At 39.7% G+C, this 26,878-nt stretch carries 18 protein-coding genes and 1 pseudogene; 15 read left to right on the forward strand and 4 right to left on the reverse strand.

Annotation, left to right across the window (positions count from 1 at the left end; translation table 11 throughout):
* Window positions 1-19: 19 nt before the first annotated feature.
* Complete coding sequence (locus PYS62_RS01410) at window positions 20-1,213, reverse strand: hypothetical protein (RefSeq protein ID WP_066714105.1); 1,194 nt, start codon at window positions 1,211-1,213, stop codon at window positions 20-22.
* 221 nt (window positions 1,214-1,434) lie between these two features.
* Here PYS62_RS01410 and PYS62_RS01415 point away from each other — a divergent pair, with 221 nt between their 5' ends.
* Genes PYS62_RS01415 through PYS62_RS01425 form a run of 3 tightly spaced genes read left to right on the forward strand, consistent with a single transcriptional unit; the run spans window position 1,435 to window position 3,483 of the window.
* A complete protein-coding gene (locus PYS62_RS01415; RefSeq protein WP_066714101.1) occupies window positions 1,435-2,013 on the forward strand; it encodes a thioredoxin family protein in 579 nt (192 codons plus the stop codon).
* Window positions 2,010-2,546, forward strand: a complete 537-nt coding sequence (locus PYS62_RS01420; protein WP_066714099.1) for a 2-C-methyl-D-erythritol 2,4-cyclodiphosphate synthase — start codon at window positions 2,010-2,012, stop codon at window positions 2,544-2,546. Before PYS62_RS01415 ends, PYS62_RS01420 begins: the two co-directional genes overlap by 4 nt.
* 34 nt (window positions 2,547-2,580) lie before the next feature.
* Window positions 2,581-3,483 carry an NAD(P)/FAD-dependent oxidoreductase gene (locus PYS62_RS01425; protein WP_066714097.1) on the forward strand — a complete coding sequence of 301 codons (903 nt, stop codon included), beginning with the start codon at window positions 2,581-2,583 and terminating at the stop codon, window positions 3,481-3,483.
* 126 nt (window positions 3,484-3,609) lie between these two features.
* Here the strand turns inward: PYS62_RS01425 and PYS62_RS01430 are convergent, their stop codons facing one another.
* Window positions 3,610-4,056, reverse strand: coding sequence for an NUDIX hydrolase (locus PYS62_RS01430; RefSeq protein ID WP_066714095.1), 447 nt, complete (start codon window positions 4,054-4,056; stop codon window positions 3,610-3,612).
* A gap of 90 nt (window positions 4,057-4,146) precedes the next feature.
* Complete coding sequence (locus PYS62_RS01435) at window positions 4,147-5,112, reverse strand: 2-C-methyl-D-erythritol 4-phosphate cytidylyltransferase (RefSeq protein WP_066714093.1); 966 nt, start codon at window positions 5,110-5,112, stop codon at window positions 4,147-4,149.
* Window positions 5,113-5,249: 137 nt separating this feature from the next.
* Between PYS62_RS01435 and radA the strand changes: the two genes are divergently transcribed.
* The 6 genes and pseudogenes from radA (at window position 5,250) to PYS62_RS01465 (ending at window position 13,313) form a co-directional block, all read left to right on the forward strand.
* Entirely contained in the window at window positions 5,250-6,662 is a 1,413-nt protein-coding gene (gene radA, locus PYS62_RS01440) for a DNA repair protein RadA (protein ID WP_066714091.1), read from the forward strand.
* A 77-nt stretch (window positions 6,663-6,739) separates the two neighbouring features.
* On the forward strand, window positions 6,740-8,323 hold the full coding sequence (gene cdaA / locus PYS62_RS01445; protein ID WP_066714089.1) for a diadenylate cyclase CdaA: 1,584 nt from the start codon (window positions 6,740-6,742) through the stop codon (window positions 8,321-8,323).
* Window positions 8,324-8,445: 122 nt separating this feature from the next.
* Window positions 8,446-10,143: pseudogene (gene thrS / locus PYS62_RS01450) on the forward strand (threonine--tRNA ligase); the annotation flags it as partial.
* 473 nt (window positions 10,144-10,616) lie between these two features.
* Window positions 10,617-11,636 carry a tryptophan ABC transporter substrate-binding protein gene (gene trpX / locus PYS62_RS01455; protein ID WP_066714082.1) on the forward strand — a complete coding sequence of 340 codons (1,020 nt, stop codon included), beginning with the start codon at window positions 10,617-10,619 and terminating at the stop codon, window positions 11,634-11,636.
* 12 nt (window positions 11,637-11,648) lie between these two features.
* The gene (locus PYS62_RS01460; protein WP_066714080.1) at window positions 11,649-12,518 is read left to right on the forward strand and encodes an ABC transporter permease; all 870 of its coding nucleotides are present in this window, start codon (window positions 11,649-11,651) and stop codon (window positions 12,516-12,518) included.
* Between the two features lie 12 nt (window positions 12,519-12,530).
* Window positions 12,531-13,313, forward strand: a complete 783-nt coding sequence (locus PYS62_RS01465) for an ABC transporter ATP-binding protein (protein WP_066714079.1) — start codon at window positions 12,531-12,533, stop codon at window positions 13,311-13,313.
* Window positions 13,314-13,351: 38 nt separating this feature from the next.
* On the opposite strand, the gene PYS62_RS01470 is transcribed toward PYS62_RS01465, so the two are convergent.
* Entirely contained in the window at window positions 13,352-14,590 is a 1,239-nt protein-coding gene (locus PYS62_RS01470) for a YibE/F family protein (RefSeq protein ID WP_066714077.1), read from the reverse strand.
* Between the two features lie 569 nt (window positions 14,591-15,159).
* Here PYS62_RS01470 and PYS62_RS01475 point away from each other — a divergent pair.
* The 6 genes from PYS62_RS01475 to infB all read left to right on the forward strand — a co-directional run bounded on the left by PYS62_RS01475 (window position 15,160) and on the right by infB (window position 26,878).
* Window positions 15,160-19,791 carry an MSCRAMM family protein gene (locus PYS62_RS01475; protein WP_315574120.1) on the forward strand — a complete coding sequence of 1,544 codons (4,632 nt, stop codon included), beginning with the start codon at window positions 15,160-15,162 and terminating at the stop codon, window positions 19,789-19,791.
* A 68-nt stretch (window positions 19,792-19,859) separates the two neighbouring features.
* Complete coding sequence (locus PYS62_RS01480) at window positions 19,860-20,861, forward strand: hypothetical protein (protein ID WP_315574121.1); 1,002 nt, start codon at window positions 19,860-19,862, stop codon at window positions 20,859-20,861.
* Window positions 20,862-21,142: 281 nt separating this feature from the next.
* Window positions 21,143-21,772, forward strand: a complete 630-nt coding sequence (locus tag PYS62_RS01485; protein WP_066714916.1) for a ribosome maturation factor RimP — start codon at window positions 21,143-21,145, stop codon at window positions 21,770-21,772.
* 68 nt (window positions 21,773-21,840) lie between these two features.
* Entirely contained in the window at window positions 21,841-23,016 is a 1,176-nt protein-coding gene (gene nusA, locus PYS62_RS01490) for a transcription termination factor NusA (RefSeq protein ID WP_066714914.1), read from the forward strand.
* Between the two features lie 36 nt (window positions 23,017-23,052).
* Window positions 23,053-23,658 carry a L7Ae/L30e/S12e/Gadd45 family ribosomal protein gene (locus tag PYS62_RS01495; protein WP_066714912.1) on the forward strand — a complete coding sequence of 202 codons (606 nt, stop codon included), beginning with the start codon at window positions 23,053-23,055 and terminating at the stop codon, window positions 23,656-23,658.
* A complete protein-coding gene (gene infB / locus PYS62_RS01500) occupies window positions 23,639-26,878 on the forward strand; it encodes a translation initiation factor IF-2 (RefSeq protein WP_066714910.1) in 3,240 nt (1,079 codons plus the stop codon). Before PYS62_RS01495 ends, infB begins: the two co-directional genes overlap by 20 nt.

Below are 26,878 nucleotides of genomic sequence, written 5' to 3' on the forward strand. Positions count from 1 at the left end.
GGACTTACAGATTAGCAAATTAATTGAAATGACGCTTGATGGCATACACAGCTGTAGCTGTGATGAAGCAGAGGAGAGATAAACCGACAGAAGCAGCCGACTCACCTGTGCTAGGGACAATTGAAGTGTTGTTAGGAGAGATGACCTTTGTTGTATATTTGGATACCCGCTTTACCTTTTCTTTATCGGCTTTGACCAAGCTAGCAGACTTGTTATCGTCTTTAACTTTAAGCTCAGATTGCTCTAACAACTTAGAGTCAGTATTAGTATCTTTTTTCAAGCTTGCTGTATCAAGTTTGCTGTCTGAATTATCAGCCTTAGCATTTTCAGCTTTATTTATCTTTGCATTTTCAGCGCGATCACTATCTTTTCTAGCTTCATTTTTGCCTGTGTAGACGTTAGCTGGGGCAGCTTGAACAAGTGGTAGGTTGTAAAGCTCATTAGCTTGGGCCTTACCGTTTGAAATTAAAGTGTAACTTAAAGTCTGAAGAGCTGGAGCCAAATCTGACTTTGTATCAGCTAAAGCAAATAGATAGCTCTTTTCGGTCAATTTATTTTCACTAACAATTTCACCTGTGATGACATTGTAAATAGGGGCTGTCTTGTCGGCCTTGACGTCAGCTTGGCGCAAAACGGCTAGGAGATTTTTCCTTTCAGCCTTTAAATCAGAACAGCTCTTAGCATGGAAGCTATTTAGCTTGCCTGTGAAATAGTTAGCTTGATAGTCTAATTCCTTAGCACGAGGACGATAATCCAAACGCAAGATAGAGTCCTCACGATTGAAAGTGGTTTTAACAAGCTCATAGCCTTTTAACTGGAGATTGAGCAACCAGGCTGTCTTTTGCTTAGCTTGGAAAGCAAATTCATTGCTTTTAAGCTCGTTAGATGTGGAAAAAGCCTGCGTAGCAGCAGATTCTGGTAAAGTTAATTGCACAAGATCTTCTTTAGGGACTTGGAAATTAGCCTCGTCTGTAAACCTTGAATCTGGGCTGACCAAACCGATACTTGCGGTGAAGTTCAGGTAATTTACCTTATCAAGTGAAAAATCAAGTGCCTTATCATCTGTATAAAGTTGCACCTTGATTTGCTTGGAATCATTTGCGTCAGCTGCCTCAGCTAAGCTGTGTGAAGTAAAACAACTTAAACTGATAGTTATTAAGAGTGCCAAAGCACTCGAACGGGAGAAATGGGCCTTAAATTTGCTGTTAAGCATCGCTTTCACCTCTTAAATTTTGCACTGTCAAACAAATTACATTACTGCAATGTTACAAAACTTAGATGCAAGCAGAAGCTGTTTACAAGCAATTTCACCTAAAAAAGGCCAAAACATGCTATAATGCAGCTTAAACGGTTGCATTTGTTATGCCGAATTGCATTTATATAACTCGTTTGTTACGGATATATTACAGCTAATCTTAAATGAGGTCAAGCCCTATGCGTCATAAAATTGTAAATTCTAAACAAGACAAACATAGCAAGCTATTTTGGAGCGGCTTTGCAGTTATATTCCTGATTGCGGCAACTTTCTTGATAACTCTACTAATTTTGCCGGCAGATTTGTATAACGATAAGGCTGAAACGGCAGCTATCGAAACTGCTTTAAGAGAAGATGTAGGGAGTAAAGTTACGTCGGGTGACAATCTATTATTACTGGCATGTTACAAAAAGAAGTCAGACACCATAGAGCTGACTTATCGGAAATTGAATGATTTGGCTCATTTTGTTCATACAGCTAAGCGACCGGTGCTTATGGCCGTGCGTGAACAGACGAATAAATTCGCAAATCCAATTATTAATCCCTATCTTGAAGATTTAGCAGAGAAATATTACAAACAAATTTATGTGGTCTTAGTTGAACCAGATCAGGCGACAGAATTTATGCGCAAATTGGAATTTAAGTATATTCCAACTTTCTATTTGTGGGAAAAAGGCGAGATTAAAGCCGAGGTCAACGGCTTTAAAGATGAGGCCTTGGCTGAATTTACAGAGAAAGTGGAGGCCATATTGAAATGATCATCTATCGAACTGGCTATGGTGAAGATTCGCACGCCTTTAATAAAATAGAGACGAGTGAAGATAAGGTAATTAAGTTGGTTGGTGTGAAAATTGATAGCAAATGGCCGTTTCTGGCTAATAGTGATGGTGATGTTGTTTTACACGCTTTTTGTCGGGCCATTCAAAGCTTGACAGGTAAGGAGATTCTCGGCCAACTGGCAGATGATTTGGTCTTAAACGGGACGAAAGATAGTAGCTATTTCACCAAATTAGCCTTGCAAAGCCTAAAAGCAGCTAATAGCAACTTGAAAAATTTGCTAATTACCCAGGTATCTATCCAAATTGAGGCAAAAACGCCCAAACTTAGCCCTTATTTCTTAAGCATGCGGCAAAATTTACAACAGTTAATTGAGCAAGAAATGGCGCAAAAGCTTAGCCTGGAGCAAATTGGCATTAGTGCCATGACAGGTGAGGGACTGACAGCTTATGGCCAGGGCTTAGGTGTACAGGTGAAGGTGCTTGTTACGGTGCAAAGTGAGTTAGAAGCGTAAAATAATTAGTAAAGAATAACGGAAGGAGTAGAATATGCACGATATTATTATCATTGGCGCTGGCGTGTCTGGTATCAGCGCTGGAATTTATGCAAGTAGTCGAAGTGATAAGGTACTTATTTTAGAATCTCAACAAATTGGTGGCTTAATCAGCCATGTTTCAACTGTTACGCATTATCTAGGGGCGTTACCTAATGAAACAGGGGCAGAATTTGCCAAACGTTTAGCCAAACAAGCTGAGCAGTATAAGCTGCAGATTAAATATGAGAAAGTCTGTCAGGTCAAATTAGCAGGCAGTATCAAAGAAGTTAAGACAGATAAAGCTGTGTATCAAGCCAAACAAGTGATCATAGCTAACGGCAGCCATGCTAAGAATTTACAGATTGAGGGACAAGAAGCGTTGATGGGGACAGCTTACGGCTTAAATGCCGTTAAGTCAGCTCCTAATTTCAGAGACAAATGTGTGTTTGTGTTAGGTGCAGGTGATGGTGCAATCAAGGAAGCTATTTATTTGGCTAGCTTAGTCAAAGAAGTTGTTGTGCTGAATGTGAATGCTAAGTTGACTTGTGTGGCAGAGTTTAAGCATAAACTAGCCGCTTTAGAGAATGTGCAAGTGTGGTCAAATGTCAGATTGCAAAAATTGTATGGCCAAGCAAAGCTAGAGGCTTTTGATCTTTTACATACAGATAGTGGCGAGCTAGAACATGTTTCAGCTCTAGGTTCAGGCATATTCACCTATGTAGGCACAAGTCCTAATACAGAAATTTACACAGAATTAGAGCTTAAAGATGGCTATATTCCAGTCGATAGCGATATGCAGACGAAGCTTAAAGGCGTTTTTGCTGTTGGCGATATTCGCGTGAAAAATGTGCGTCAGATAGCTACGGCTGTTAATGACGGTACATTAGCCGCTATTAAAGCTTGCGCCCAGCTTTAAGCTTGGCTTTACAATTTTGAGTGCTTTACAACTTCAAGTTGGAAGCTAGTTAAACAGCCCTTTTAGCATTTGCTAAAAGGGCTTGTCATTAGTCATAGTCATTAGTGTGCCTCTGAATTAGCTTTATTAGCTTTGATTAGTTGCTTGGAGATAATCTTGTAAGCGAACTTTTAGACCAGGGATAACATTGCTATCGTTAAGAAATTCAGAAAAGGTCATAAGTTTATAGCCTTGACCTTCATCCCCGAACTTTATCTGATCAATCTGGCTTTGGCTGATTGTTGCAACGGCAAAAAAAGAATTTTTATCAGATACGAGGCCTTTATATTGCTTTGCCCATAATAAACTGGCTTTGTCCAAATTAATGCCTAATTCTTCCAGAATTTCTCTTTGGCCACATTCAAAACCACTTTCATTTGCTTCCCTACAGCCACCTGGCAATTCCCACATATCAGGAAAAGGGATAGTTGGAATGTCGTCGCGTAAGGTGCTTAATACTTTATCACCTATGATTAGCGCTACTTTTGTGCCGGAAAAATCAATTTCGTGATTAAAAAACTCGGCAAAGTTCATGTTCATTTTCTCCTTGTATTAAATAGCGTTATTTTAGCAAATTTAGAGTTTTTTGCTGCTCACTGAATCAGTGCAATCAACTGGGGATAATCAACTCAGTGCCGTCAACTTCTCCAAATCTTCTTTCACTGTCAATTTGGAGTTATTAGGATCACCGTACACATAGTTCACTGGCCCGATAAAAGCCTCATACAGGCTGCTATCGTCAGTGTATTTAGAAAGTAAATTCGTATCAGCCTTATTTTGGGTGAGATAAGCTAACAATTTTTGCAAATTAGCTAAAGTAAAAACCTGCGGCGTTTGCAAAGCTAAAAGACTGTTTCGATCTAAGCGCTGGCTACTTGTATAGCTATTTTGGAAGTCTGTTTGGGCAAATGCACTTGGTGCAGATAGATTGTTTAGTTGGACGATGGTGTCTGTGACAGGCAGAGCTGGAATAGCTGTGTCATACAGTAAGGCAGTCAATAATAGCTCGTCAAGCAGATTTGGGCTTACTTGCAAACGAGCGGCATCATGAATGAAGACGAGTTCTTTATCTACTGGCTGCAAGTTTGTAGCTTGCGTGTAGATAGGTTTGGTCTGTTTGTTTACATAAGCTTTTAGCGCACTTAGCATGCTAGCTTCCCGATTGTTGGCACCTTTAGCTAAACTGACAGTGGCTAATTTAGGCAAATTGCGCTTAATGTCAGATGTAAACATTGCTGCATCACTTTCTTGACAGACAAGAATGAAATTGACGCTAAATTTTAGTACGTTTTTCTGATAAGCTTCTAAGATCGCTGCTTGATATGTTGAGCTAGCGTTTGCCTGCGTTAAACTAAAACTTTGGGTATTTTGAGCTAGACAAAGCTTAGACTTTAATTCGACTGGAGAAAGCGACAGCTTGAGTTTATCTTCTTTAGGCGAACTTAGTTCATCAGCATAGCTAACTAAGTTATGCCACAAGCGACTGAATAAAGTTCGGTCTTGCTTAATATATAGGAGCTTGTTCTTAGAATAGCCAAAACGTTGGCCAGAGCCAGCTGCTAAGAGGATAAAGTTTAGTTTAATATTCATATTGTTTCTCGTTTGCTTAATTTTAGTTCATTATAAACATATAGCTGGAGCTTCGCGAGAGTTGTTTCCTTGTTTCGCTTAAATAGCTTAAAATAACTGTGTATAAAAGCAAGAGAAAAGTGAGGCCTTAAAATACGATGGCTAAAGTAAAAGAGAGTTTCATTTGCTCCAATTGTGGCTTTGAGAGCGCTAAATGGTTAGGCCGTTGCCCTAGCTGTCAGAACTGGAATTGCTTTGAGAGCATAAGCAAAGAAATTTCTACTAAGCAAGTAGCCAAAGTGCCTCAAACTTGGCTGAATAGTCAAAATGAATTGGTTGAGTTATGCAAGCTAAATAGCGCTAGACAGCAGACATATCAGGCTTTAGCTAATTTCTTAGAAACGAACAAAGTCTTAGGTGGGGGACTTGTGAGAGGCTCAGTGCTTCTATTGGGCGGTGAACCTGGCATTGGCAAATCAACTTTGATTTTGCAATGGTGCCAGGCCTTACCTGAAAGCAAAAAAATTCTCTATATTTGTGGCGAAGAATCACCCGAACAGATTAAGTTAAGAGCAGAGCGATTGCAGATTAAGCGTTCACAACTGTATCTATACCCAGAAGTTAATTTCACAAAGATTTGTGAAATGGTCAAAAAATTGGCGCCTGAAATTGTAATCGTTGACTCCATTCAGACAGTTTATGATCCAGAAACAGCAGGCTCGTTGGGCGCTGTCAGCCAAATCAAAAATGTCGCAGCCGGATTTTTAAGAATGTGCAAAGAAAGTGGCATCACGGGCATATTGGTTGGGCATGTGACGAAAGAGGGGCAGATAGCTGGACCTTTGGTGCTAGAGCACATGGTCGATACGGTTTTATTGTTTGAAGGTGAACGTGGCCATGACTTAAGAATTTTAAGAGCGCAAAAGAATCGCTTTGGCACAGTGAATGAATTAGCAGTTTTGCAGATGACTGGCCAAGGCTTAGCGGAAGTTGTTAATCCGTCACAATTGCTACTAACAAATCGCCCTGAAGCTGTGAGTGGCTCAGCTTTGACGGCACAAGTTGAAGGCGTCAGACCTTTATTATTAGAAGTGCAGGCCTTACTTACACAGGCTAATTTGGGCCAAGCCATGCGCATGACGCAGGGCTTTGACAGAAATCGCTTAAATATGCTGTTAGCCTTAATTAGCAAGCAATTTAACTTAAATATGTTGAATTACGATTGCTTCATTAATGTCATTGGCGGCTTGAAAATTAATGAACCAGCTTGCGATTTAGCTGTGGCGGCGGCAATTTTGTCGTCCTATTACGATTCAGCCTTGCCAGATAATAGCTTGTTCATTGGCGAATTAGGCTTGACTGGCGAATTAAGGCAAATAGCTAATTGTGAGCGGCGCTTGAATGAAGCTGTCAGTTTGGGCATTAAAAATATTTATCTGCCATCGGCCAACAAACAAGATGTTGTCAGATTTAGACGCAAACAGACTAAAGCTAATGACTTGAATATCTATCTTTTGGATCAGCTGAAGCAACTTTCAGATTTATGCTTTCAAAAATTCACACATAAGTGATAAAGTTGCGATTAAAAGTCAACTACTTTCAAGTCATGTGCTAATATGTAAGGGAGTGTTGAGCTGGAGATTGAGCGATGAATGTTGTATCAAACTTAATTAAGAAAATCATAGTTGAACTGAGGCAGGGCTTCCTTTTGTTTGGCAGCCCGCTTGATATTTTCATCATGTTGCTGGATGTGTTTGTCACAACCTGCTTATTCTATTTTATTTTGAAATTATTGAGCGAAACGAGAGCTTGGCAGCTACTTAAAGGTGTCGTCTTTTTGATTATTTGCGGTCAGATTTTTTCACTTTTAGGCTTACAAGCAATCTCTTTCTTGTTGAATTCAGCCTTGTCATTTTTGGCTATTACGTTGCTAGTGCTATTCCAACCAGAATTACGTAAGGCTTTGGAAACTTTAGGTCGTAATACTTTGAGCTTTTCACAGACTTTGCCGTTTGATTCCAAAGATGGCAATGTGGAGATTTATGCCGCTATTTCAGCTATTAAACTAGCTTGTGCACAGATGAGCTCAGAATATACAGGCGCACTTATCTTGATAGAGCGTCAGACAAAACTAGGCGAAATTATCGAAAAAGGTCAGTCGGTTATTTTGAACGCCAGCTTATCAGCAACAATGCTGGAACAGATTTTTTACAAAGGTTCACCTCTGCATGATGGCGCTTGCGTGATTCGTGGTAACAAAATCTATGCTGCCCGTTGCCATGTGCCACTGTCAGGCTCAACGCGTTTGAATCGAAATTACGGCACTAGACATAGGGCGGCCATCAGCGCTAGCGAAATTAGTGATGCAATTGCTATTGTCTGTTCAGAAGAACAAGGTTCAATTTCAGTGGCAGTTGATGGTAACTTGATCAAAGTGAAAGATGCGCAAGTGTTAGCGCATGTCCTGCAACGCTTCTTAGTTCCTAATACCGTCAAGAACAAAGAGAAAAAGACTTTATGGCAAGAGCTTAAATCATACTTTAACAAGCAATTTGAACTCAATGCAGACGTGCTGGATGATTTTGTCAAGGCAACACCCAGCCAAGACGATGGCAAAGACGGTGAAAAACAGACAACTGTGTTAGCAGTGGCAGAGAACAGTGCTAATTTGAATGGCTATACAAGTAGTCAGACTGTAAAAGCTAACAGCAAATTACGCAAAAAATGGGGTCAAACAAGAACTGGCATTCAGGTAACGGCTTTCGTTTTGGCCGCTTTTGTCTGGTTGTATGTGCAAGCAACGACCAATGTTGTCAGCAGCAAACGCTTCTATGATGTGAAGTTTATGATACTCAACCAAGAAGAAGTAGACAAATACGAATTGGATTATCGCCTAAGTGCGTGGCAGACGGATGTCGTGATTCAAGCGCGTGAACGTAATTTGCGTGGCATTAATAGCTCAGATATTCAAGCTCAACTTGATTTTGCTAATCTGAAAGAGGAAGATAAGGCCAAGTTGCAGCGTTTAAGTGAGACAAACAAGACTCCGGTTAAGGTTAATTTGCAAGTCAAGATCAACGTTACGGATAAACCGTATTATTCATATAGGATAACTAGTGCAAATCCAGTGAATGTTGAAGTCACCTTTTGGCCGATTCTACAAAAAAATGCAGCTGGCACAAATGAAGCGGCGCCAGTACCTAGTAAAAGCGAAAAAAGTAAGTATAATTAATTAGCTAGGCTCAGTTTTAACAGTTTGAGCTATTCGAGGAGGTTACAATGTGCGAGAATAAACAAACTGACGACAGCTTGGAAGTGAAAGGCGCTTCACAGGCAGAAATTGATAAGATTCATGATGATGCTGAATATATGCAGCATTTTTGGCATACTACCTCGCATATTTTGGCACAGGCGGTCAAGCGTCTTTACCCAGAAACAAAGTTAGCTATTGGTCCAAGTATCAAGAACGGTTTCTATTATGATTTGGATCGTGAAGAGAAGTTTACAGATGAAGATTTAGCTAAACTTGAGAAAGAAATGAAGCAGATTGTCAAGCAGAACTATCGCCTGGAACGTATTGAGATGAGCCGTGAAGAGGCTATTAAGTATTGGCAAGATCGTAATGAACCATACAAAGTAGAACTCATTCAAGATATGCCGGAAGATACACTAATCACTTTCTACAAACAAGGCGAGTTCGTTGACTTATGCCGTGGCGGTCATTTGGATTGCACGGGTAGAATTAAGGCTTTCAAGTTGACTTCAATTGCTGGTGCTTATTGGCGTGGCGATGAGAAGAACAAGATGCTGACACGTATCTATGGTATTAGCTTCCCAAAGAAAGAAACATTGAAAGCTTATTTGCAAAAATTAGAAGAAGCTAAGCAACGTGATCACCGTAGAATCGGCCGTGAGATGAACATTTTCATGACATCTGATATGGGCCCAGGCTTCCCATTCTGGTTGCCTAATGGTGTAAAAATCAAAGAGTGCTTGAAGCAATTGCTGATTGATAATCAAAAGCGTATGCACTATCAACAGATTGAAACACCTATTATTTTGTCAAGACAATTGTGGGAGACATCTGGTCACTGGGCACATTACCAAGAGAAGATGTACACAACTGAGATTGATGGTGAGACATTTGCTGTTAAGCCGATGAACTGCCCAGGTGGTGTCTTGGTTTATCGCAGCCAACCTCGTTCATATCGTGATTTGCCTTTGCGTTTGTCTGAATTTGGTCATTGCCATCGCCATGAGCAATCTGGTGAATTACACGGCTTGATGCGCGTGCGTTCATTTACACAAGATGATGCACATATCTTCATGACAGCTGAGCAGGCTGAGGCTGAGTTAGAGAATGTTATCAGCTTGATTGATCGAATCTACAAGCGCTTTGGCTTTAAGTACCATGTTGAATTGTCCACGCGTCCGGAAGATTCAATGGGCTCAGATAAAGATTGGGAGTTGGCAACGAATGCTTTGGAGTCAGCTTTGAAGAAACGGCATATGGAATATGTCGTTAATCCTGGTGACGGAGCTTTCTATGGCCCAAAGATCGACTTCCATATCGAGGATGCCTTGGGTAGAGAGTGGCAATGTGGTACAGCTCAGATTGACTTCCAGTTGCCTGAACGTTTCCAACTTGAATACATTGGTAGCGACAATGAGAAGCATCGCCCAATCATGTTGCACCGTGCAATTTATGGCTCATTGGAGCGCTTTATTGCGGTCTTGATTGAACATTATGCTGGTAAGTTCCCATACTGGTTAGCACCAGAGCAAGTTAGGATCTTGCCTATTTCTGAAAAGGTCGCTGATTATGCGCATGAATTAGAGTCAGCTTTGTTTGATGCTGATGTTCGTGTCCAAGTTGATTGGCGCAATGAAAAGATTGGTTACAAGATTCGTCAAGCTCAGTTAGACCATGTGCCTTATATGTTTGTCGTTGGTGAGAAGGAAGCTAATAATAAGCAAGTAGCTGTCCGTAGCCGTGATGAAGGCGATAAGGGCGTTATGAGCTTAGAGGATTTCTTAGCAAGCGTTAAGTAAGCTTAGGTACAGGCAATTTAATTGATCGGCGTGATTAGTGAATTACTGATTGCGCCGATTTTATTTTCGAGGTGGTATATCCAGTGAAGCATAGGCTGAAATAAAGGTGTATACAGATGTTTACATATGAAATTTCATGCTATTTTAAGAAAATTTGAAAATTGCACTTGCCAGATTCAAAGAAAACGTGTAAGATAGCCATGAAATTTTTGGAAAGGAGCAACCTAAGATGTTTGCTGTTCAATCAATGCAAAGCAAGTATTGGCGAAGCGTATAGAAAAGGTTGTTTCATACATTAGATGATGGTATAGAAACAACCTACTGAGCTGGGGGTTTCTGTGCGTCATAGCTTGAGGTCGCATAGTGGCGGCTTTTTTTATTTAGTTATATAGCGGCTTTTATGGATTGCCATATCTACCCCCATATTGAGACAAATAAGAAATAAGAAAAGTGCTTAAAAATGGAGGTTATTTATGAAAAAGAAGTCAAGTTTCGCATTTATCGTTTTAGTGGTGTTAGCTTTAATTGTTTCACTATTTTTCCTGAAAAAATTAGATAATGGCAACAGTGAAAAAGTTAGCTCAGTCAGCGCAAAAAACGAAGTACCTACAATTGGCATTTTGCAATTAGTTTCTCATCCAGCCTTAGATTCGATCAAACAAGGTATTATTGATGGCTTGGCAGATGCAGGTTATCAAGAAGGGAAAAGCATTAATATTGATTTCCAAAATGCGCAAGGTGATCAGAGCAATTTGTCGTTGATGGCGCAACAGCTGTTAACAAAAGAGAAAAAATTAGTCATAGGTATAACAACTCCAGCCGCTCAACAATTAGCGTCTAAGGAAAAAGAACGCCCAATTATTCTTTCAGGTATAACTTATCCTAAGCAAGCAGGCTTAGTTGATTCAGAAGAGCATCCAGGTAAGAATGTAACAGGCGTTAGCGATCGCTTGAATATTAAGGCTCAAATTGAGCAAATACACGAGGTGTTGCCTGATGCGAAAAAGATTGGTATTTTATACACTTCTTCTGAAGATAATGCTTTAGCCCAAGCCAAAACAGCTGAACAAGAGATAAAGAAAATTGGGTTAGAAACTGTAGTTAAATCCGTAACTAATACGACAGATATTCATCAGGTAGCTACACAATTAGCAAGTGAGGTACAAGCAATTTATGTGCCAATTGATAACGGCATAGCTTCGGCAATGGCAACATTGGTCCAAGTTACCGATCAAGCTAAAATACCAGTTTTCCCATCGGCTGATAGCATGGTGAAAGACGGCGGCATGATGGGCATTGGCGTTGATCAATATCAAATTGGTCGCTTAACTGCTAAGGTGGTAGTAGATGTCTTAAATGGAAAAGATGTAGCGACTTATCCTATTCAAGTATTAGACAAAGGTACAACATATATCAATAAGAAAAAAGCGGTAGAGCTTAATATCAATATCCCAGAAAAAATTGCTGAAAAAGCCGTAGCTATTGATAAATAAAGGAGTAGACTGATGGGCGATATAATTTTATCTGCTTTAACGGAAGGCGTTTTTTGGAGCATAGTGGCAATTGGACTTTATATCAGTTTCCGAATTTTACATTTGTCTGATATGACCACGGAGGGTAGCTTCCCACTAGGTGCCTGCCTCGCAATTGTTAGTATTTTGAATGACTTATCACCACTTATGGCGTTAGTTGTAAGTTTTATAGGTGGTGCCTTGGCTGGCTTAGTGACTGGTGTTTTAATAAATCGCCTAAGAATTCCGAATCTTTTAGCCGGTATTCTAACGATGAGTGCCTTTTATTCAATTAATTTAAAGATTATGCAAAGGCCTAACTTGAATATTTTGGGTAAAAACACCTTGGTGAATTATATTACCCATCAAAGTAATGTCTTACCTTATGCTTATTTATGGCTTGGTTCTTTAATGGTTGCGCTCCTTCTGACAGCTTTATATTTCTTTTTCAAAACGGAAGTGGGACAAGCTTTGATAGCTTCGGGTGATAATGCAGAGATGGCTATGTCATCTGGTATTCCGGTAGAACGCATGAAGATTTTAGGCTTAATGTTGGCTAATGGTATTATTGCTTTGGGTGGCGGCTTATTAGCGCAAAAAGGCAATTTTGCTGATGTGAATATGGGCATAGGCGTTATAGTTGTCGCTTTAGCATCGATTATTATAGGTGAAGTTATTTTCCCTTATGTAACATTCGGTCAAAGACTGATTTGTATTGTGCTTGGATCGATAATTTATCGCTTCCTATTGGCTAGCGTTATTTCCTTAAAAGTTATCAGTGCAAATGATTTTAAATTGTTTTCGGCATTGCTTATTGCAGTTTGCCTAGCATTACCTTTGATAAGAGAAAAAATTCATCGATGAGGAGGCGTTGAGATGAGTAAGGTTATTCTACAATTAAAGGATCTTTCTAAAACGTTTTTCCAAAACACTTTGCAAGAACGTAAAGGCCTGGACCATTTCAATCTCACCTTAAATGAGGGCGATTTTGGTGTCATTGTCGGTGGAAATGGGGCTGGAAAATCCACTTTGATGAATATCATTGCGGGCAAACTCAATTTAGATCAAGGGCAAATCATTTTGGACGATGTTGAGCTAACTAATTTAAAGGATTATCAACGTGCCAAATGGTTAAGTAGGGTGCCGCAGGACCCTAGCCTCGGTACAGCACCACGTATGACGTTATTGCAAAATATGGCAATTGCTTCTAAGCGAGGCCAGAAACGTAACTTTACGTTTTCTGTATGCGACAAGGATATTGCTTTTTATCGTGCCTGTTTAAAAGAGTTAGGCCTTGGCTTAGAAGAGCGCTTGGAGCTGCCGATGGAATATTTGTCTGGCGGCCAACGGCAAGCGGTAACTTTGTTGATGGCAACTTTAGCAGATAGCAAGTTGTTATTGCTAGATGAGCATACGGCTGCTTTGGACCCTAAAACCCAGCGCTTAGTGATGCAATTAACAGAAAAGTTGATTAAGAAGAAAAAATTGACTACTTTGATGATTACACACAGCTTAACAGATGCTATTACTTATGGTAATCGCTTATTTATTTTAAGCCAGGGCAAGTTGTTTAGGCAGTTCGATGCGGAAGAAAAAGCGAAACTTACAGCAGAGGATTTGTTCAGAATCTTAGAAAAAAGTAACGAAATGCTCCTATAACTAGGAGCGTTTCGCTATTTATACTTTTCAAAAAATGTCTACTTCAATTTGGCTTTGGGACTGTTATATAGCCAAGCACAGACGAAAGCTGTCAGTGGAATTGTGAACAAGATGGCGAGCGTGCCGATGATGGCGTTAAGAATATCGACGGCAAAGCTTTCTCTGTTGATGAAGAAATTCCATGACATGCCAGTGCCGCTTAGAACAAGCACGGTGAGGAGTGAAGTGCCGATATAAGCCATGATCAAAGTGTTAGATAAAGTTGAGATCAAATCACGGCCGATGTCCAGCCCGATTTTGAATATCTCGTGTCGCTTCAAGTTAGGCGCTTGCAATTTTACTTGTGCTAAGGCAGAGGAAATATCCATTGCCACGTCCATGACTGCTCCGAGTGCTCCGATTAGAACCATAGCGAAAATGAGCGCCGGCAAATTGATTTTGTTAGGTAAAGGTAAGTTAGCCAAGGTGATAGCCTCATCACCAGTTAGACCGCTAATTTTCAGCCAATAGTTGCAGATGATGGCAAGTAAACCGCTTAAACTGACACCAGCCAGGCAGCCGATGGTAGCGGCATAGGCTTTGGCATTGTAGCCGATAACTAAGAGGAAGCTGATCAAAGTGCCGTACAGACAGGTTAAGAGGGTCATAAGATAGACGTTGTAAGCAGCGAGGATGCTTGGGATAAAGACGAGGAAAATCATTAAAACAGTCAAGACTAAGGATAGTAAAGTGTTAAGGCCTTTTAAGTGCCCAAAGGCAAGCAATGCGATAGCAAAGACAGCAAAGAGCCAAATTAATTTAGTATGCCGATCGTATTCGACAAATACGAAAGGTGATAGCTTATTAGCGCTTGCTGGATTGGCGCTCTGCTTAGGGCTGAATAATAAGACACGGTCACCAGATTTAACTTGTGTAAGGCTGTCGGAAGGATTGCTAAAGTCAATGCTCTGATAACCCACGATACGCTCGCCTTGGCGTTCACCAGTTAGAAGGGTGGCTGTGAAGTTTATCTTCAAATTAGGCTTTTCGCCAGCTAAACCGCTTTCACTCTGCTCTGTATTGACGATTTTTTCGATTCTCGCTTGGACCAAATTAGCTTGATTTTGAGGCAAGCTAGGTACAGATTGCTTAATTATAAGGTGACTGACTAATAGTATTAGCAAGCTCATACCGATGGTCAAAAAATAAAGAGAACGTTCTTTTGTGTTTAATTTCTGTTTGGCTAAATCTAAATGATGACTATGGACAGGTTCATCGTAGGTAAAATGTTCGCTCATATGTACTTCCTTACTTTTAATCACCGCCATGATAGCACAAAAAGCATGGATAATTTGAAAATCATTTGCAAAAATGTTTTAGGGGAAATAAAATTAGCAATCGAATTACATGTCTAGCCAATTAGCTTTACTTTAGGATATAATTTTGAGAGCTAGGTGTATTTTACGTGATTTACGCCGATTAATTGACTTGATGAATTTAAAAGTGTAAGATTATATCTTACTAAGTTAGATAAAACAATATTAGAACATGCAAATTTGTAGAATTTGAAGGTTGACATTAAAATGATATGGCACGAGAATGCTTTGACAGACAGACAGACAGACAGACAGACAGACAGACAGACAGACAGACAGACAGACAGCATGATTTATGCATAGATTATGCTGTAGGTAGTGTTGACTCTAATTCTAGAGTTGCATTAAATTCTTTAAGTAATTCAAATAATTTAATTCATTACAATTTTATAAGTGTAGATAGTAAGCAAGGACAGTGTCGTATGATGGCATCTGTCTTTGCTTATTTTTATGCTTATTTAAACAGATTGTATATATGGAGGGCTTAGGCAATGAAGATGAGTAGATTGAGTCGGATGTGTGCACTTACTTTGGCAGCTGGCATATTTATGACAGTTATGCCGTGGCAGGTGCGAGCAACAGAAACTGAACAAGCGAAGACGGAGATTGCTACAGAAATTAAAGCCAAAGATGAGAAAGCAAGCGCTGATAAATCACAGGCGCCAAATGATTCGTTAAAAGACAGTAACATTGCCGATAAAGCAAAAGAAGTTATGCCCGCTGATAAGGCTAACGTTGAAAAAGAGAAAGATTCTAAAGCACCAAAAGTATCTGAGACTGACAAACAAGTTTCCAAGTTAGAAAAGAATGAAGATGCTGAGTTAGTGAGTAAAGATGATCTTTCGGCTATTTCTAAAGCAATGATTGGAGCAGATAGAGCTGTAACTGAAAGTGGTACAGGCAAGGTCGAGTTTAAACTTGGAAAATTTGAAAATGACAAATTATCTGATTTGTCAGAGAACTGGTATACTGAACAGCTTGTAACTAGTGCTATAGATATTGATGTTTCTGGTAATAATTACGTATTAAACAAACCTTACATTGTTTTACGGGTGCCTAAAACTAATAAAATTAAAGATTTAAAGTTTATTGATTCACAAGCAGGTCGTACAGAGCGATATGAAGATGACGATTATAAATATGTGAAATACGTTTATGATTCAATGTCTGGTGGTACACATTATACTTACCCTTTCTATTTTAAATTTGATGCTCATAATGCTAAAAATGATGACACTATTGAAGTTACAGCTAGCTTGTATAAAGATGGTGACAATGGAAAAGATGGCGAGCTGTTTCGAGAGTTAAAACAGACATATCGTGCTAAAACACTTGGATTTGAGCTTTTTTCGACACAATATAACTATGACAGTATGCAACAAATAGGGGACTTGCAGACAAATAATGATGGACACAAGAGCATTGTGAAAGGTTGGGTAGAAAAGGCTAGTGATACTACAACTTTTGAAGGTAAACCATGCGTTGCTCCAGTTTATGCTTCCGTAGCGCCACAAGCGATAAAAGGTATTAGCGAAAGCGTAGGATTGGAGTATCCAAAAAATATCAAATTTGTTTTGGAATTCGATAATACAGAACCAGGATTTACCTTTGAAGGTAGATGGAATTTCTGGGGTGTTGGCAATGCTGATATCAAAAGAGAACTTAGTGCTGATGAAAAAGTTTTAACCATTATTTGCCAAAATCCAACCATGGCTGGTTCAGCGGACTGGACCAATAATTATCGTCAGTCATTACAAGTAAAAGCTTTTGTAAAAGCGAAAGCAGTTACTTTGAACAAAGATATTAGTGTTAATATTTCCGCTTATAAAAATGTCGATAAAGATGGAAATAATGGTGAACTGATTGGTACACGCAAAGAAGTTTATCATTTTAAACCCGAGCCATTTTCGCGTGGTGGTAATTTTTCATACAGTAAAATAGCATATGATGGTTATAATATTGCTGAAGAATTTGCTTACATATATAACGCAGATTATTACTATATGAACAATAAGCTTTACAAGGGCGCATTCAGTATGAATGAAAAAGGTGTACCTCTTAAAGGCTTACTTACTAATTGGAATACGGGATCAAGCTTTGCTAATCCGTGGAAAGATGGCAATGTAACTAAAGTCAAGGCGATTTTCAACAAATTAGAATCAGACGGTATCTATTTCAAATCAACTCGTTTGTGGGCAGACTGTTATGATAGCAAAAACCCTGAAAATGAAAATATCCTGAATGCGATAAAGTCAGCTTGTTCCAATGGAAATGTTAAGCTATACGGTATCGATAATGCTGGCAATGAAACACTAATTAGCGATAAGGTTGAATACAATAAGGCTATTAATATAGATGATAAAAAAGGTTTATATAAAGAAGTAGTTTACAGGTTTGATAAGCCGCTTGTTTTGGATAATTTTCATCTGTATGTAAATGACCGTGTATGGTTCTTAAATGATGAGTTGAAAAGCTTTTCCAACTTGGAAGATCAAGAAAAGGCTTATAGTTCTTCACTTAGTGTAGCAATTTTGGATAAAGACGATAAACCTGAAAAAAAGGAATATACGAACAATACTACTAAATTCTTTAGAGTAAGAGCATTACATCCAGTAGTCGATGAGTTTATTAGTGCTGAGCAGACGGTTGCATACAGCAATGAAGGTACTTTTAATTATTTAATTGGCCCTATGTTACCAAAGGTACGGCATGATATATCTACATATGGTGCCGATTTAAAAGAAATTAAAAATTTAAAGGTTATCACGCTCATTCCAGCTGGATTTGAATTTACAGGCGAAATAAAGCGCACTGACAATGATGGCCACAATTGGACTGCTGAAGTATCTGATCCTGTAATAAAGACTGTTAAGAACTATAAGGGTACTGGTAAAACAGCTGTAATAGCTGATTTTGGTAATGTGCCTATTGAGCGGTATTATCCCTTAAATTTAGTGTTGCGTGCGACTAAAACAGCTCAACGTGGTAAGAATAAGTTCGTTAACTATATGGTTTATGATGATAACGACTTTATTCGTCCGCTAGGCAGCGATAAACATGAACATGATTACGTTGACACCTTGGATTTAGATGATGATGGTAACACGCAAGAAGTTTTCATGCAAAAGCAAACAAATGTAGAATTTATACCACCGCTTGAATTAGTTATGAACAACAAAGTCTGTTTTGAAGATATTAAAGACGAAATAGCGATTGTAAGTGATTTAGGTAGTAAGACTCAACATAAAATTAACATTTTCAATAATTCTATTCAGACGATAAATAAACTGAGTATATTGGATGTTTTACCATATGTAGGCGACCATGCGATTGCTCCTAATGAAAAAGGTGAATATCCAGCACGTAACTCCTCTTTTGCTACGCCGTTAATAAGTTCGGTTGAGGCTGCCAATGATAAAAGTGTCAATGAAAAATTTTCTTTCTATTATCAGTTAAGCGCACAAGGAAATGATTTAGCTAGTGTGCGTGATGGACAATGGGTTAAAAAGGAGGAAATAACAGATTGGTCAAAAGTTAAGTCTGTAAAGGCTGTGCTTAAGGAAGGTCAAGAACTAAAGTCAAAAGAATCAATAGATATTATTTTGCCAGTAAGTATGCCAAAAAACACAAGCCTTGAAGAAGGAACAACATACGCCATTAATTCAGCTGCGTTTAGCACAGATGATCAAAACTATACTGAGGGAAATAAAACACAGTTAAGTTTTGTTAAATACAAAGTAGAAGGCATGGCTTTCTTAGATCTGGATGAAGATGGTAAATATAATAATAAAGATAAGATTGTACCAGGTATAAAAGTTAACTTGTTAAAACCAAGTCCAGCTGCTTCTACGCCTAGCACAAATGCCGAAAATCGCTCAGCTAGATTGGATGAGGATAGAGACGCTGATAATGCCAATATACCTGAAGGTTACGAACTTGCTAAGGATCTAGATGGCAATGCTATTACGACAACTACTAACCAAGAAGGTAAATATAGCTTTGACGTTTATCAGCGAGCTTCTTATATGGTGCAGTTTGAACTTGGTAACGGACAATCATTTAGCGCGAAATCTACAGCTGGTTCAGAAGATATAGGTACTAATTCTATAGAGGCATCAACGGCTAGTGAAAAGTCAGCAGTTTCTACACAAGGAAAATTGAATCCTTCTAAGAAAAAAATGATTCGAAGCGTCGCCATTAAACAAGTTTGGAAAATTAAAATCACAAAAGTGGATGCTAAAGACGAAAGTAAGAAATTAGCAGGTTCAGAGTTTGCCTTAATAAAAGTTAATGGTGAACAACAAGCGACAGCTAACGGTAATGAAGTTGAATTTAAAAATGTCACAACAAATGATGATGGCGAAGCAACGTTTGAAAACGTGCCATATGGTAGCTATAAAGTTAGAGAAATAAGAGCACCAAAGGGCTATGAATTGCCTGAACAGCCTGAAACAGCTGTACCTGAGTTATTGGCTCATATGAATCCAGCTTCAGTTGATGTTACGGTTACAAACAAGCTTAACAAGGCTAGGTTGGTCGTTCTAAAGACAGATGACAGCAAGGAAGCAAAACCATTAGCTGGCGTTGAATTTAAGCTAAATATAATTGGTGAATTAAAGACAGAGACTAATTCAAATCCTGCTGTTACAGATAAACAAGCAGAAAAAGTAACTGACAAATCCGCAACTGGTGATGCATCAGATGTTACAAATTCTGTAAACACAACAGAGCAGACTGAGTGGACAGGTACAACAGATAAGGACGGTAAGATTATATTCAAGGACTTGCCACTAGGCGAATACACGCTAGAAGAAACTAAGGGCCTAAATGGTTATGAGAAGTTGGATAAGCCGATGGATATTACGCTTAATACGCCGTATGACGAGAAAAATTCTGACAATACTACTAAGACAGTTAAAGTCGTCAACAAGAAAAGCATAATCCCGACAAAGCCAAGTGTACCGAGCAATCCCGAGTATGTACCAAGTACTCAAACTGAGCCGAAGAAAATTAAAGTCGGTGTTGTGACAAAGACCGGCGAGCTTGCAAATATGGCAAGTGGGTTTGGCCTGGTTATGTTAGTTGCGTTTGCTGCATTGACTGTCAACAAGCGTAAGAAATAGTAAATTAACAAGCTGCAATTTAGCAGCTTGTCATTAAAATGAATCCAATTGAAGAGAGGAATAAAATTATGAAAACACAAATGCATGCAAATGTTTTCAAGAAAAAATGCTTGGCAGCTATAACAGCTATGCTCATGGCAGCTTTGCTCGTTGTGCCAGCTAATGTTAAGGCAGAGGGAGAAACTATTACGGTGAATAATAATTTGTCGGCTGATCTCCTTTTGCGTAAAAAAGACAATAGCGAAGATACTGGTAATAAAGTCATTGAGGTCGGTAAAGATGACAATATGACTTTTGTTGGTACATTAGGTGTTAAGCTTATAAAGGGTCAAATGAATTGCTTTGAGCAAAAATTTTTAGGTGATGGAACTGAATGTGATCCTAATACCTGTAAAGAAAATGTACTTCTTAAAGATAACTACGATAAAATTAATTTGGAAGGTGTTGAGTCCACATTTAAAGCAACTTTAACTTTAGCTGATGGCTTAAAATTTAAAGATAAAGTAGAGACTACTTTGACAGGTGCTAACGATTTATTTAAAATTACAAAAACTGATATAGTAGGTCAAACAGCTACTATCACTATGGAGTTGAAAGATAAAGCTAAATACACAAAATATGACGTTTTGAAAAATGATGTTAATGCTGTAGATGACGACTTGAAAGTAAGCTTAACAGGTGTTCAGTTTGCCGATAATGCAGTGGCAGATAGAGCTTATACAGTTACAGGTACTGTTGAAGGTAGCTTTAGTGGTACTGCTCAATATTCAATAATAACAAAGAAATTTGTTTTAAGTTGGAATGGCAAGCAAACTGATGCTGGTAAATATGACGATGGTATCGCTATTGCTGTTAAGTACGCTGCTGCTCCATCCCCATCCCCAGCTCCAGTTGAACCAGAAGTAGAAATTCCGTATGTGCCAAGTGACCCTACAGAGCCAGTTGTTACTGAAGTTGTAGAGCCTAAGGTAGGCAAAGTTGCCAAGACAGGTGAAATGGCTAATACCGTTAACCAATTAGGTTTAATTATTCTAGCTGCCGCTAGCGTTGTAATTGCTAAGAAACACTAACATAACTATCAGCTTGAGATAGTTAACATAAGCCAGCCGATATAGGCTGGCTTTTTCAGTAGGGGGGTGAAATTTTAATTGGTTAGTTACAGGGCTAAAGAATCACAACTTTGAAATTATCACTGATTAACTACAAACAGCCGTCCAAAACTTGCCAATTAGCCTAGGAGCGTATATAATTCACTTATACGGCTCGAAAAGAGTAAGACTTTGTCTTGCTCTTTTCTTTTATTAATCTGCGATTAATTGATGAACAGCCTAATTGTTGCAAGGGAGAATATATGCAAGCGAAGAAGAACACGCTAGCTGAAAATGCTTATACACTCTGTTTGGATGCTGTGCAAGCTGCGGGATATGAGCTCTTAGAGGTGAAGTACGGCAAAGAACAGGGCGAGTATTACCTAACTTTCATCATTGATAAGCGTGGCGGTATTGGCATTGAAGACTGCGAACGTGTGAATGATATAGTCGACCCGTTACTAGAGACAGCTAATTTGGTGCAAGGTGCGTACAATTTGGAAGTTTCTTCCGCTGGCTTAGATCGCTTGTTGCAGACAGAGGCAGATTTTAAGCGCTACCTTGAGAGCGAGGTAGAAATTAGCTGCTATCGCAAATTCTTGAACTGTAAGCAATTTATTGGCTTTCTGTTGGACTATGCCGATGGTAAGATAACGCTTGGCCTGGATTTGTTGGCTATGCAGAAACGAATGGACAAGAAAAACTTCAAGGACTTTTTGTTCAACATTGAGCTAGCTTTGACAAGCGTGGACTTAGATAAGCTGACAGAAGCTGAACGCCAAACCTTGTGGCGCAAATTCAAACCAGCAACTTTACTAGAAAGAGAAGAGCCGATTGAACTTAATTTTGCTGAAACTGAATGGAGTCAAGTGAAACGCTATATTGATTTTTAAGCTTTAAGTTTTAACCAATGTACTTTTATGATGAATATAAGGTCAATTAAGATAGGAGAAAAGATAAAATGAATGCAGAACTGATTCAAGCAATCAAGGACTTGTGCAAAGAACGTGGCATTGATGCTGAAGTTTTATTTCAGGCCATAGAAGAAGCCCTTGTTTCAGCTTACAAACGTGAGTTCAACGCTAAGAATGCCGAGAACATTCGCGCTGAAGTAGATAGAGATACTTGCGAGATGCACGTATTCCTGATGAAAGAGGTAGTTGAGGAGGTATCTGACCCCAACTCAGAAATTAGCTTGGCTGATGCCACAAGCATTGATAGCGACTTTGAACTAGGCGATTTGCTTGAATATGAACTTTCTCCTCAAGATTTTGGCCGCTTGGCAGCCCAGACAGCTAAGAGCGTGATCAACCAAAAATTAATCGATGCAGAAAGCAACCGTATCAGTGCTGAGTTCACCAACCGTATCGGTGAATTAGCAAGCGGTATTGTGCAACGTAAAGATAGACGCGATGTTGTTGTTGATATTGGCCGTGCAGATGCAATTTTGCAAGTGCGCGAACAAGTTAGACAAGATGTTTATAACTTTGGTCAACGTATGCGCTTCTATATTCTCAAGGTTGATACCAAACATGGTCGCCCTGTTGTTTATGTCTCTCGTAGTCATCCACAATTGATAGCCAAATTGTTTGAAGCTGAAGTGCCTGAAATTCAAGAGGGTATCGTTCGAATTTACAGCGTTTCACGTGAAGCTGGCTTTAGAAGCAAGATTGCTGTTTACAGTACAGACCCAGATGTTGATCCAGTTGGTGCTTGCATTGGTAATCGCAGGATGCGTATCAACAACATCATGGAAGAATTACATGGCGAAAAGATTGATATTGTTCAATACGATGAAGATCCAGAAACATTCATTTTGAATGCTTTGTCACCAGCTAAAGTTTTGCGTGTCACCTTGTATCAAGAAGGCGATACAAACGTAGCAGAGGTAGTTGTACCAGACAATCAATTACCATTAGCTATCGGTCGTTCTGGTCAGAATGCTCGTTTGGCTGCTCGCTTGACAGGTTGGCATGTTGATATTAAGAGCGCTTCACAAGCTGAAGATTATCAAGCAAAATTGGATGATGATTTAGCAGAATCAATTGACGCTATTACAGAACAAGCTTTGGCTAAGGTTGAGGCTAATAACCAGACAAAAGCTGACGCTGAAACAGAAACAGAAACTGCTGAGTAAATAGTTGCTGTTTGCTTATGAGGAGGAAAGGCTAAATTGGATTTAGACATAACGGCGATAAATCGAAATGGCCAAACGAATGAGTCTGATTTTGCTTTGCCCAAAGAAAGGGCGGAGCTTTTAGAGAAAGTTCAGAGCTTGCTTGGCTTGGCTAGACGAGCTAGGCACCTGCAGCTTGGTTTAACGGCTGTAACTAAGCTGATTGCTAGTGGAGAGGTGGAGCTTATCTTTGTAGCCAGTGATTTGGCGGAAGATAGTAAGCGTAAATTGCATAACCTATTGGCGAGCAAGGAACACCTGCTTAAGCATAATTACTATTGCTGTAATATGTTTACCCGGGCAGAACTAAGTGCAAAGCTTGATAGCGAAAGAGCTGTATTGGCCTTGCCAGTCGATGGATTTAGCCAGTCACTTAAGCAGAGCTTGCTGACTTACAAAGAACTTTTGCAGGCAAATTTACAAGATCAGGAAATTGATCCGAGTAATTATTTTTCAAAGCTGCAGGCTGTATGTCGTACTTATACCAAACGAGTTACTCAGTCAAAGCAACATAAGAATAAATTAGTTGGACAACATGAACAGACAAAAGGTCTTAGGCAGTTACGAGGAGGGAAAATAGCGCATGTCGGAAGAGATAAATAAAAATGATGAGGCAATTGAAACGAAATTAGATCTAACGGACAATAAAGAGCTTGAAGACAACAAGGAGCCCAATGCGCCGGTAATTACCATGAAAGGCTTATCAGGTAAGAAGATTGCCAGCGTAGTTAAAGTCGTTAAAATCAAGAAAAAAGCTAAGACGAGCAAGGCAGCTGATTCTGAGGCTGAAGCGGAAGCAAAAACTAGTGCTGTTAGTGCCGCCAAAGATTTGCTGAATAATACGGCTGACGCTGTTAAGTCGGCTGTTAAGCAGGGTGTTGATGCTTTAGCTAAGGTGACAGGTGTAAGTGAGAAATTACATAGTGAATCTAAGGCAAAGGTAGAGACAACTGATGCACCAGCTGAAACTAGTAGTAAAGCTGAGCTTCCAACAACGCCAGCTTCTGTTAGCGAAGCTGCTTTGGAAAAAGTCTCTGAACCCGAACAAACAGCTATGCCTGAACCAGAGAAGCAAGAGAGTGCTACAGATGAGGTAAACGTGCAGACAGAAGCACCTGCAAGTGAAACTAAAGTGGAAACAAAAGAAGAAGCTACTAAAGTTGCACCAGAATCAGTTAAGACTGAAATGGAAACTGAAACTAAAGCTGAGCCTAAAGTTGAGGCTAATGGCAAAAAAGCTAAAGAGTCAAAAGAAAACATAAAGGCTAAATCTGAACATAAAGCTAGCAAGAAACCACACAAGCAAGTGGTTGCTCAGTCTGTCTTGGATAGCGTCAACGTGACTTTGCCAACTAAGTTAGGCAAAATAGATGACTTCAATCGTGATGTGATCAATCGTGTGCGCGAGGAACGTGAGAAAGAAAGACGCAGCGTAGCTTCTCAAAAGGCTGCCCAAATGACAAAGGCAATGGCAAGTATGCGTTTGCAAAAGTTAGAGAGTAAACGCCAAGAGGAAAAAGCTAAGAATGCTCAAGCTGAGCCTAAAGCCCAAACAGGTGAAACTGTTGAAAGCTTAGCTAGTGTTGGCTTTGTTGTGCCTAAGCCAATTGGTAAAGTGCAATTGCCAGTTAAGCGTCAGGCTAATAGCCAGTCAGCTAATCGGCCGAATTTCAATCGTCAGGGTCGAAACAACTCCACACGTAACGAGCGCCCAAATCAAGGTGGTGGATCTTTTTCTAACCGTTCTGACTTTGGTGGTTTTGCAGATAAGGACAAAGATGACGAGCGCAAATTAGTTTCACATTCACGTAAGCAGAAAATTGCCTCTGTTGATAGTGAATTGACAGAGTTATTAGGCAAAGAGGCACAGCGCCGTAACTTCCAAAGCCGCGACATGCATAAGAAGCGCAATGATAACGATGAAAAGACGAAACGCAGCAAACTCACGAACCGCAATGAGCGCATGCGTGGCCGTATAAGCGAATTTGACGAAGATGATGACAATGAGAGAAGAAGAGGTAAGCGTAAGAACCAAGCAAATACACTAAAAGAGGCGGCAAATGCGCAAGTTACACACGTTTCCTTGCCTGAACAATTGACCGTAAAAGAGTTCGCAGAAGCTATTAAGAAGACAGCGTCCGAAGTTATCATGAAATTGATGGCTTATGGCGTGATGGTCAATATGAACCAAGATATTGATTACGATACAGCTGCAACAATTGCTGATGAATTTGGCATTACTTGCGATAAGTTAGTGGAAGTCACAGCTGAAGATATTCTCTTTGATGATTCAGAAGATGTCGAAGAGAACTTAGTTGAGCGCCCACCAGTAGTTGTAGTTATGGGTCACGTTGACCATGGTAAAACAACTCTGTTGGACCATGTGCGTAATACAAGAGTTGCCTTGGGTGAAGCTGGTGGTATTACTCAGCATATTGGTGCTTATACAGTTAGCTTGAAGGGTAGAAGAATTACCTTCCTTGATACCCCTGGCCACGAAGCTTTCACAACTATGCGTGCGCGTGGTGCACAAGCTACGGATATTGCAATCTTGGTTGTTGCGGCAGATGATGGCGTCATGCCACAGACAGTTGAAGCAATCAACCATGCTAAGGCTGCTAAGACAGAGATTATCGTTGCTATCAACAAGATTGATAAGCCAGGTGCTAACCCAGAACGTGTTAAGCAAGAATTGGCTAATTACGATTTGATTTGCGAAGAGTGGGGCGGTTCCACCATCATGGTGCCAATTTCAGCTAAGAACGGTGAAAACATCGACCAATTGTTGGAGATGGTCTTGCTCACAGCTGATTTGCTGGAATTAAAAGCCGATCCAAAGCGTCAGGCCAAAGGTATTGTTTTGGAAGCCTCCTTGGATAAGAACCGTGGCGTTGTAGCTTCCTTGTTGGTACAGCGTGGTACTTTGAAGAAAGGCGATACAATTGTTACAGGTTCTATCGTTGGTAATATTCGTGCCATGATTGACTCACGCGGCAAAAATATCAATCAAGCTGGGCCTTCAACACCTGTACAGATTATCGGCTTACCAGAAATTCCAGAAGCTGGTGAGACATTCTATCAGGTTAAAGCTGAGAAATTGGCTCGCCAATTGGCTGACCGCCGTAAGGAAACGGCGCGTGAAGAGCAAATTAGGAAGAATCCTAAGATCAGCTTGGATGCCTTGTTCAATCGCTTGGAAGAGGGCAAGCTGCAAGACTTGAATATCATTGTCAAAGGCGACGTGGTTGGCTCAGTTGAAGCTATGAATCAGAGCTTGCTCAAGTTGTCTAATGATGAAGTTAAGATCAATATCATTCACTCACAAGCAGGTGGTATTACCGAGTCAGATGTACGTTTGGCAGAAGTTTCAGATGCTATCATCATCGGCTTTAACGTACGTCCTAACAATAATGTCACAGACTTAGCTAAAGAATTGGGCGTTGATATTCGTCTCTATCGTGTCATTTACAATGCAATTGAAGATATTGAGAAGGCTATGAAGGGTCTCTTGGCTCCTACATACGAGGAGAAAGTGCTTGGCCATGTCGAAGTGCGTGAAACATTCAAGATTTCTAATGTCGGTACAATTGCCGGTGCTTATGTCTTGGATGGTAAAGCTCAGCGCAATGCAAAGGTAAGATTGTTGCGTGATAGCAAGATCATTTATGAAGGTCAGTTAGCTAGCTTGAAACGCTTCAAAGATGATGTCAAAGAAGTTAGCGCAGGTTATGAATGTGGTTTGTCAATTGAAAACTACAATGATATTAAAGTTGGCGATACACTTGAATTGTACGAAATGGCTGAGGTAAAAGAGGAGGAATAA

The sequence above is a fragment of the Amygdalobacter nucleatus genome (assembly GCF_029167365.1).
Taxonomy (GTDB): Bacteria; Bacillota; Clostridia; order Saccharofermentanales; family Fastidiosipilaceae; genus Amygdalobacter; species Amygdalobacter nucleatus.

Excerpts from the sequence above, each read along its gene's own strand:
- PYS62_RS01410 (WP_066714105.1), bottom strand. The coding sequence starts at position 1,213 with ATGCTTAACAGCAAATTTAAGGCCCATTTCTCCCGTTCGAGTGCTTTG.
- PYS62_RS01415 (WP_066714101.1), top strand. The coding sequence starts at position 1,435 with ATGCGTCATAAAATTGTAAATTCTAAACAAGACAAACATAGCAAGCTA.
- PYS62_RS01420 (WP_066714099.1), top strand. The coding sequence starts at position 2,010 with ATGATCATCTATCGAACTGGCTATGGTGAAGATTCGCACGCCTTTAAT.
- PYS62_RS01425 (WP_066714097.1), top strand. The coding sequence starts at position 2,581 with ATGCACGATATTATTATCATTGGCGCTGGCGTGTCTGGTATCAGCGCT.
- PYS62_RS01430 (WP_066714095.1), bottom strand. The coding sequence starts at position 4,056 with ATGAACTTTGCCGAGTTTTTTAATCACGAAATTGATTTTTCCGGCACA.
- PYS62_RS01435 (WP_066714093.1), bottom strand. The coding sequence starts at position 5,112 with ATGAATATTAAACTAAACTTTATCCTCTTAGCAGCTGGCTCTGGCCAA.
- radA (WP_066714091.1), top strand. The coding sequence starts at position 5,250 with ATGGCTAAAGTAAAAGAGAGTTTCATTTGCTCCAATTGTGGCTTTGAG.
- cdaA (WP_066714089.1), top strand. The coding sequence starts at position 6,740 with ATGAATGTTGTATCAAACTTAATTAAGAAAATCATAGTTGAACTGAGG.
- trpX (WP_066714082.1), top strand. The coding sequence starts at position 10,617 with ATGAAAAAGAAGTCAAGTTTCGCATTTATCGTTTTAGTGGTGTTAGCT.
- PYS62_RS01460 (WP_066714080.1), top strand. The coding sequence starts at position 11,649 with ATGGGCGATATAATTTTATCTGCTTTAACGGAAGGCGTTTTTTGGAGC.
- PYS62_RS01465 (WP_066714079.1), top strand. The coding sequence starts at position 12,531 with ATGAGTAAGGTTATTCTACAATTAAAGGATCTTTCTAAAACGTTTTTC.
- PYS62_RS01470 (WP_066714077.1), bottom strand. The coding sequence starts at position 14,590 with ATGAGCGAACATTTTACCTACGATGAACCTGTCCATAGTCATCATTTA.
- PYS62_RS01475 (WP_315574120.1), top strand. The coding sequence starts at position 15,160 with ATGAAGATGAGTAGATTGAGTCGGATGTGTGCACTTACTTTGGCAGCT.
- PYS62_RS01480 (WP_315574121.1), top strand. The coding sequence starts at position 19,860 with ATGAAAACACAAATGCATGCAAATGTTTTCAAGAAAAAATGCTTGGCA.
- PYS62_RS01485 (WP_066714916.1), top strand. The coding sequence starts at position 21,143 with ATGCAAGCGAAGAAGAACACGCTAGCTGAAAATGCTTATACACTCTGT.
- nusA (WP_066714914.1), top strand. The coding sequence starts at position 21,841 with ATGAATGCAGAACTGATTCAAGCAATCAAGGACTTGTGCAAAGAACGT.
- infB (WP_066714910.1), top strand. The coding sequence starts at position 23,639 with ATGTCGGAAGAGATAAATAAAAATGATGAGGCAATTGAAACGAAATTA.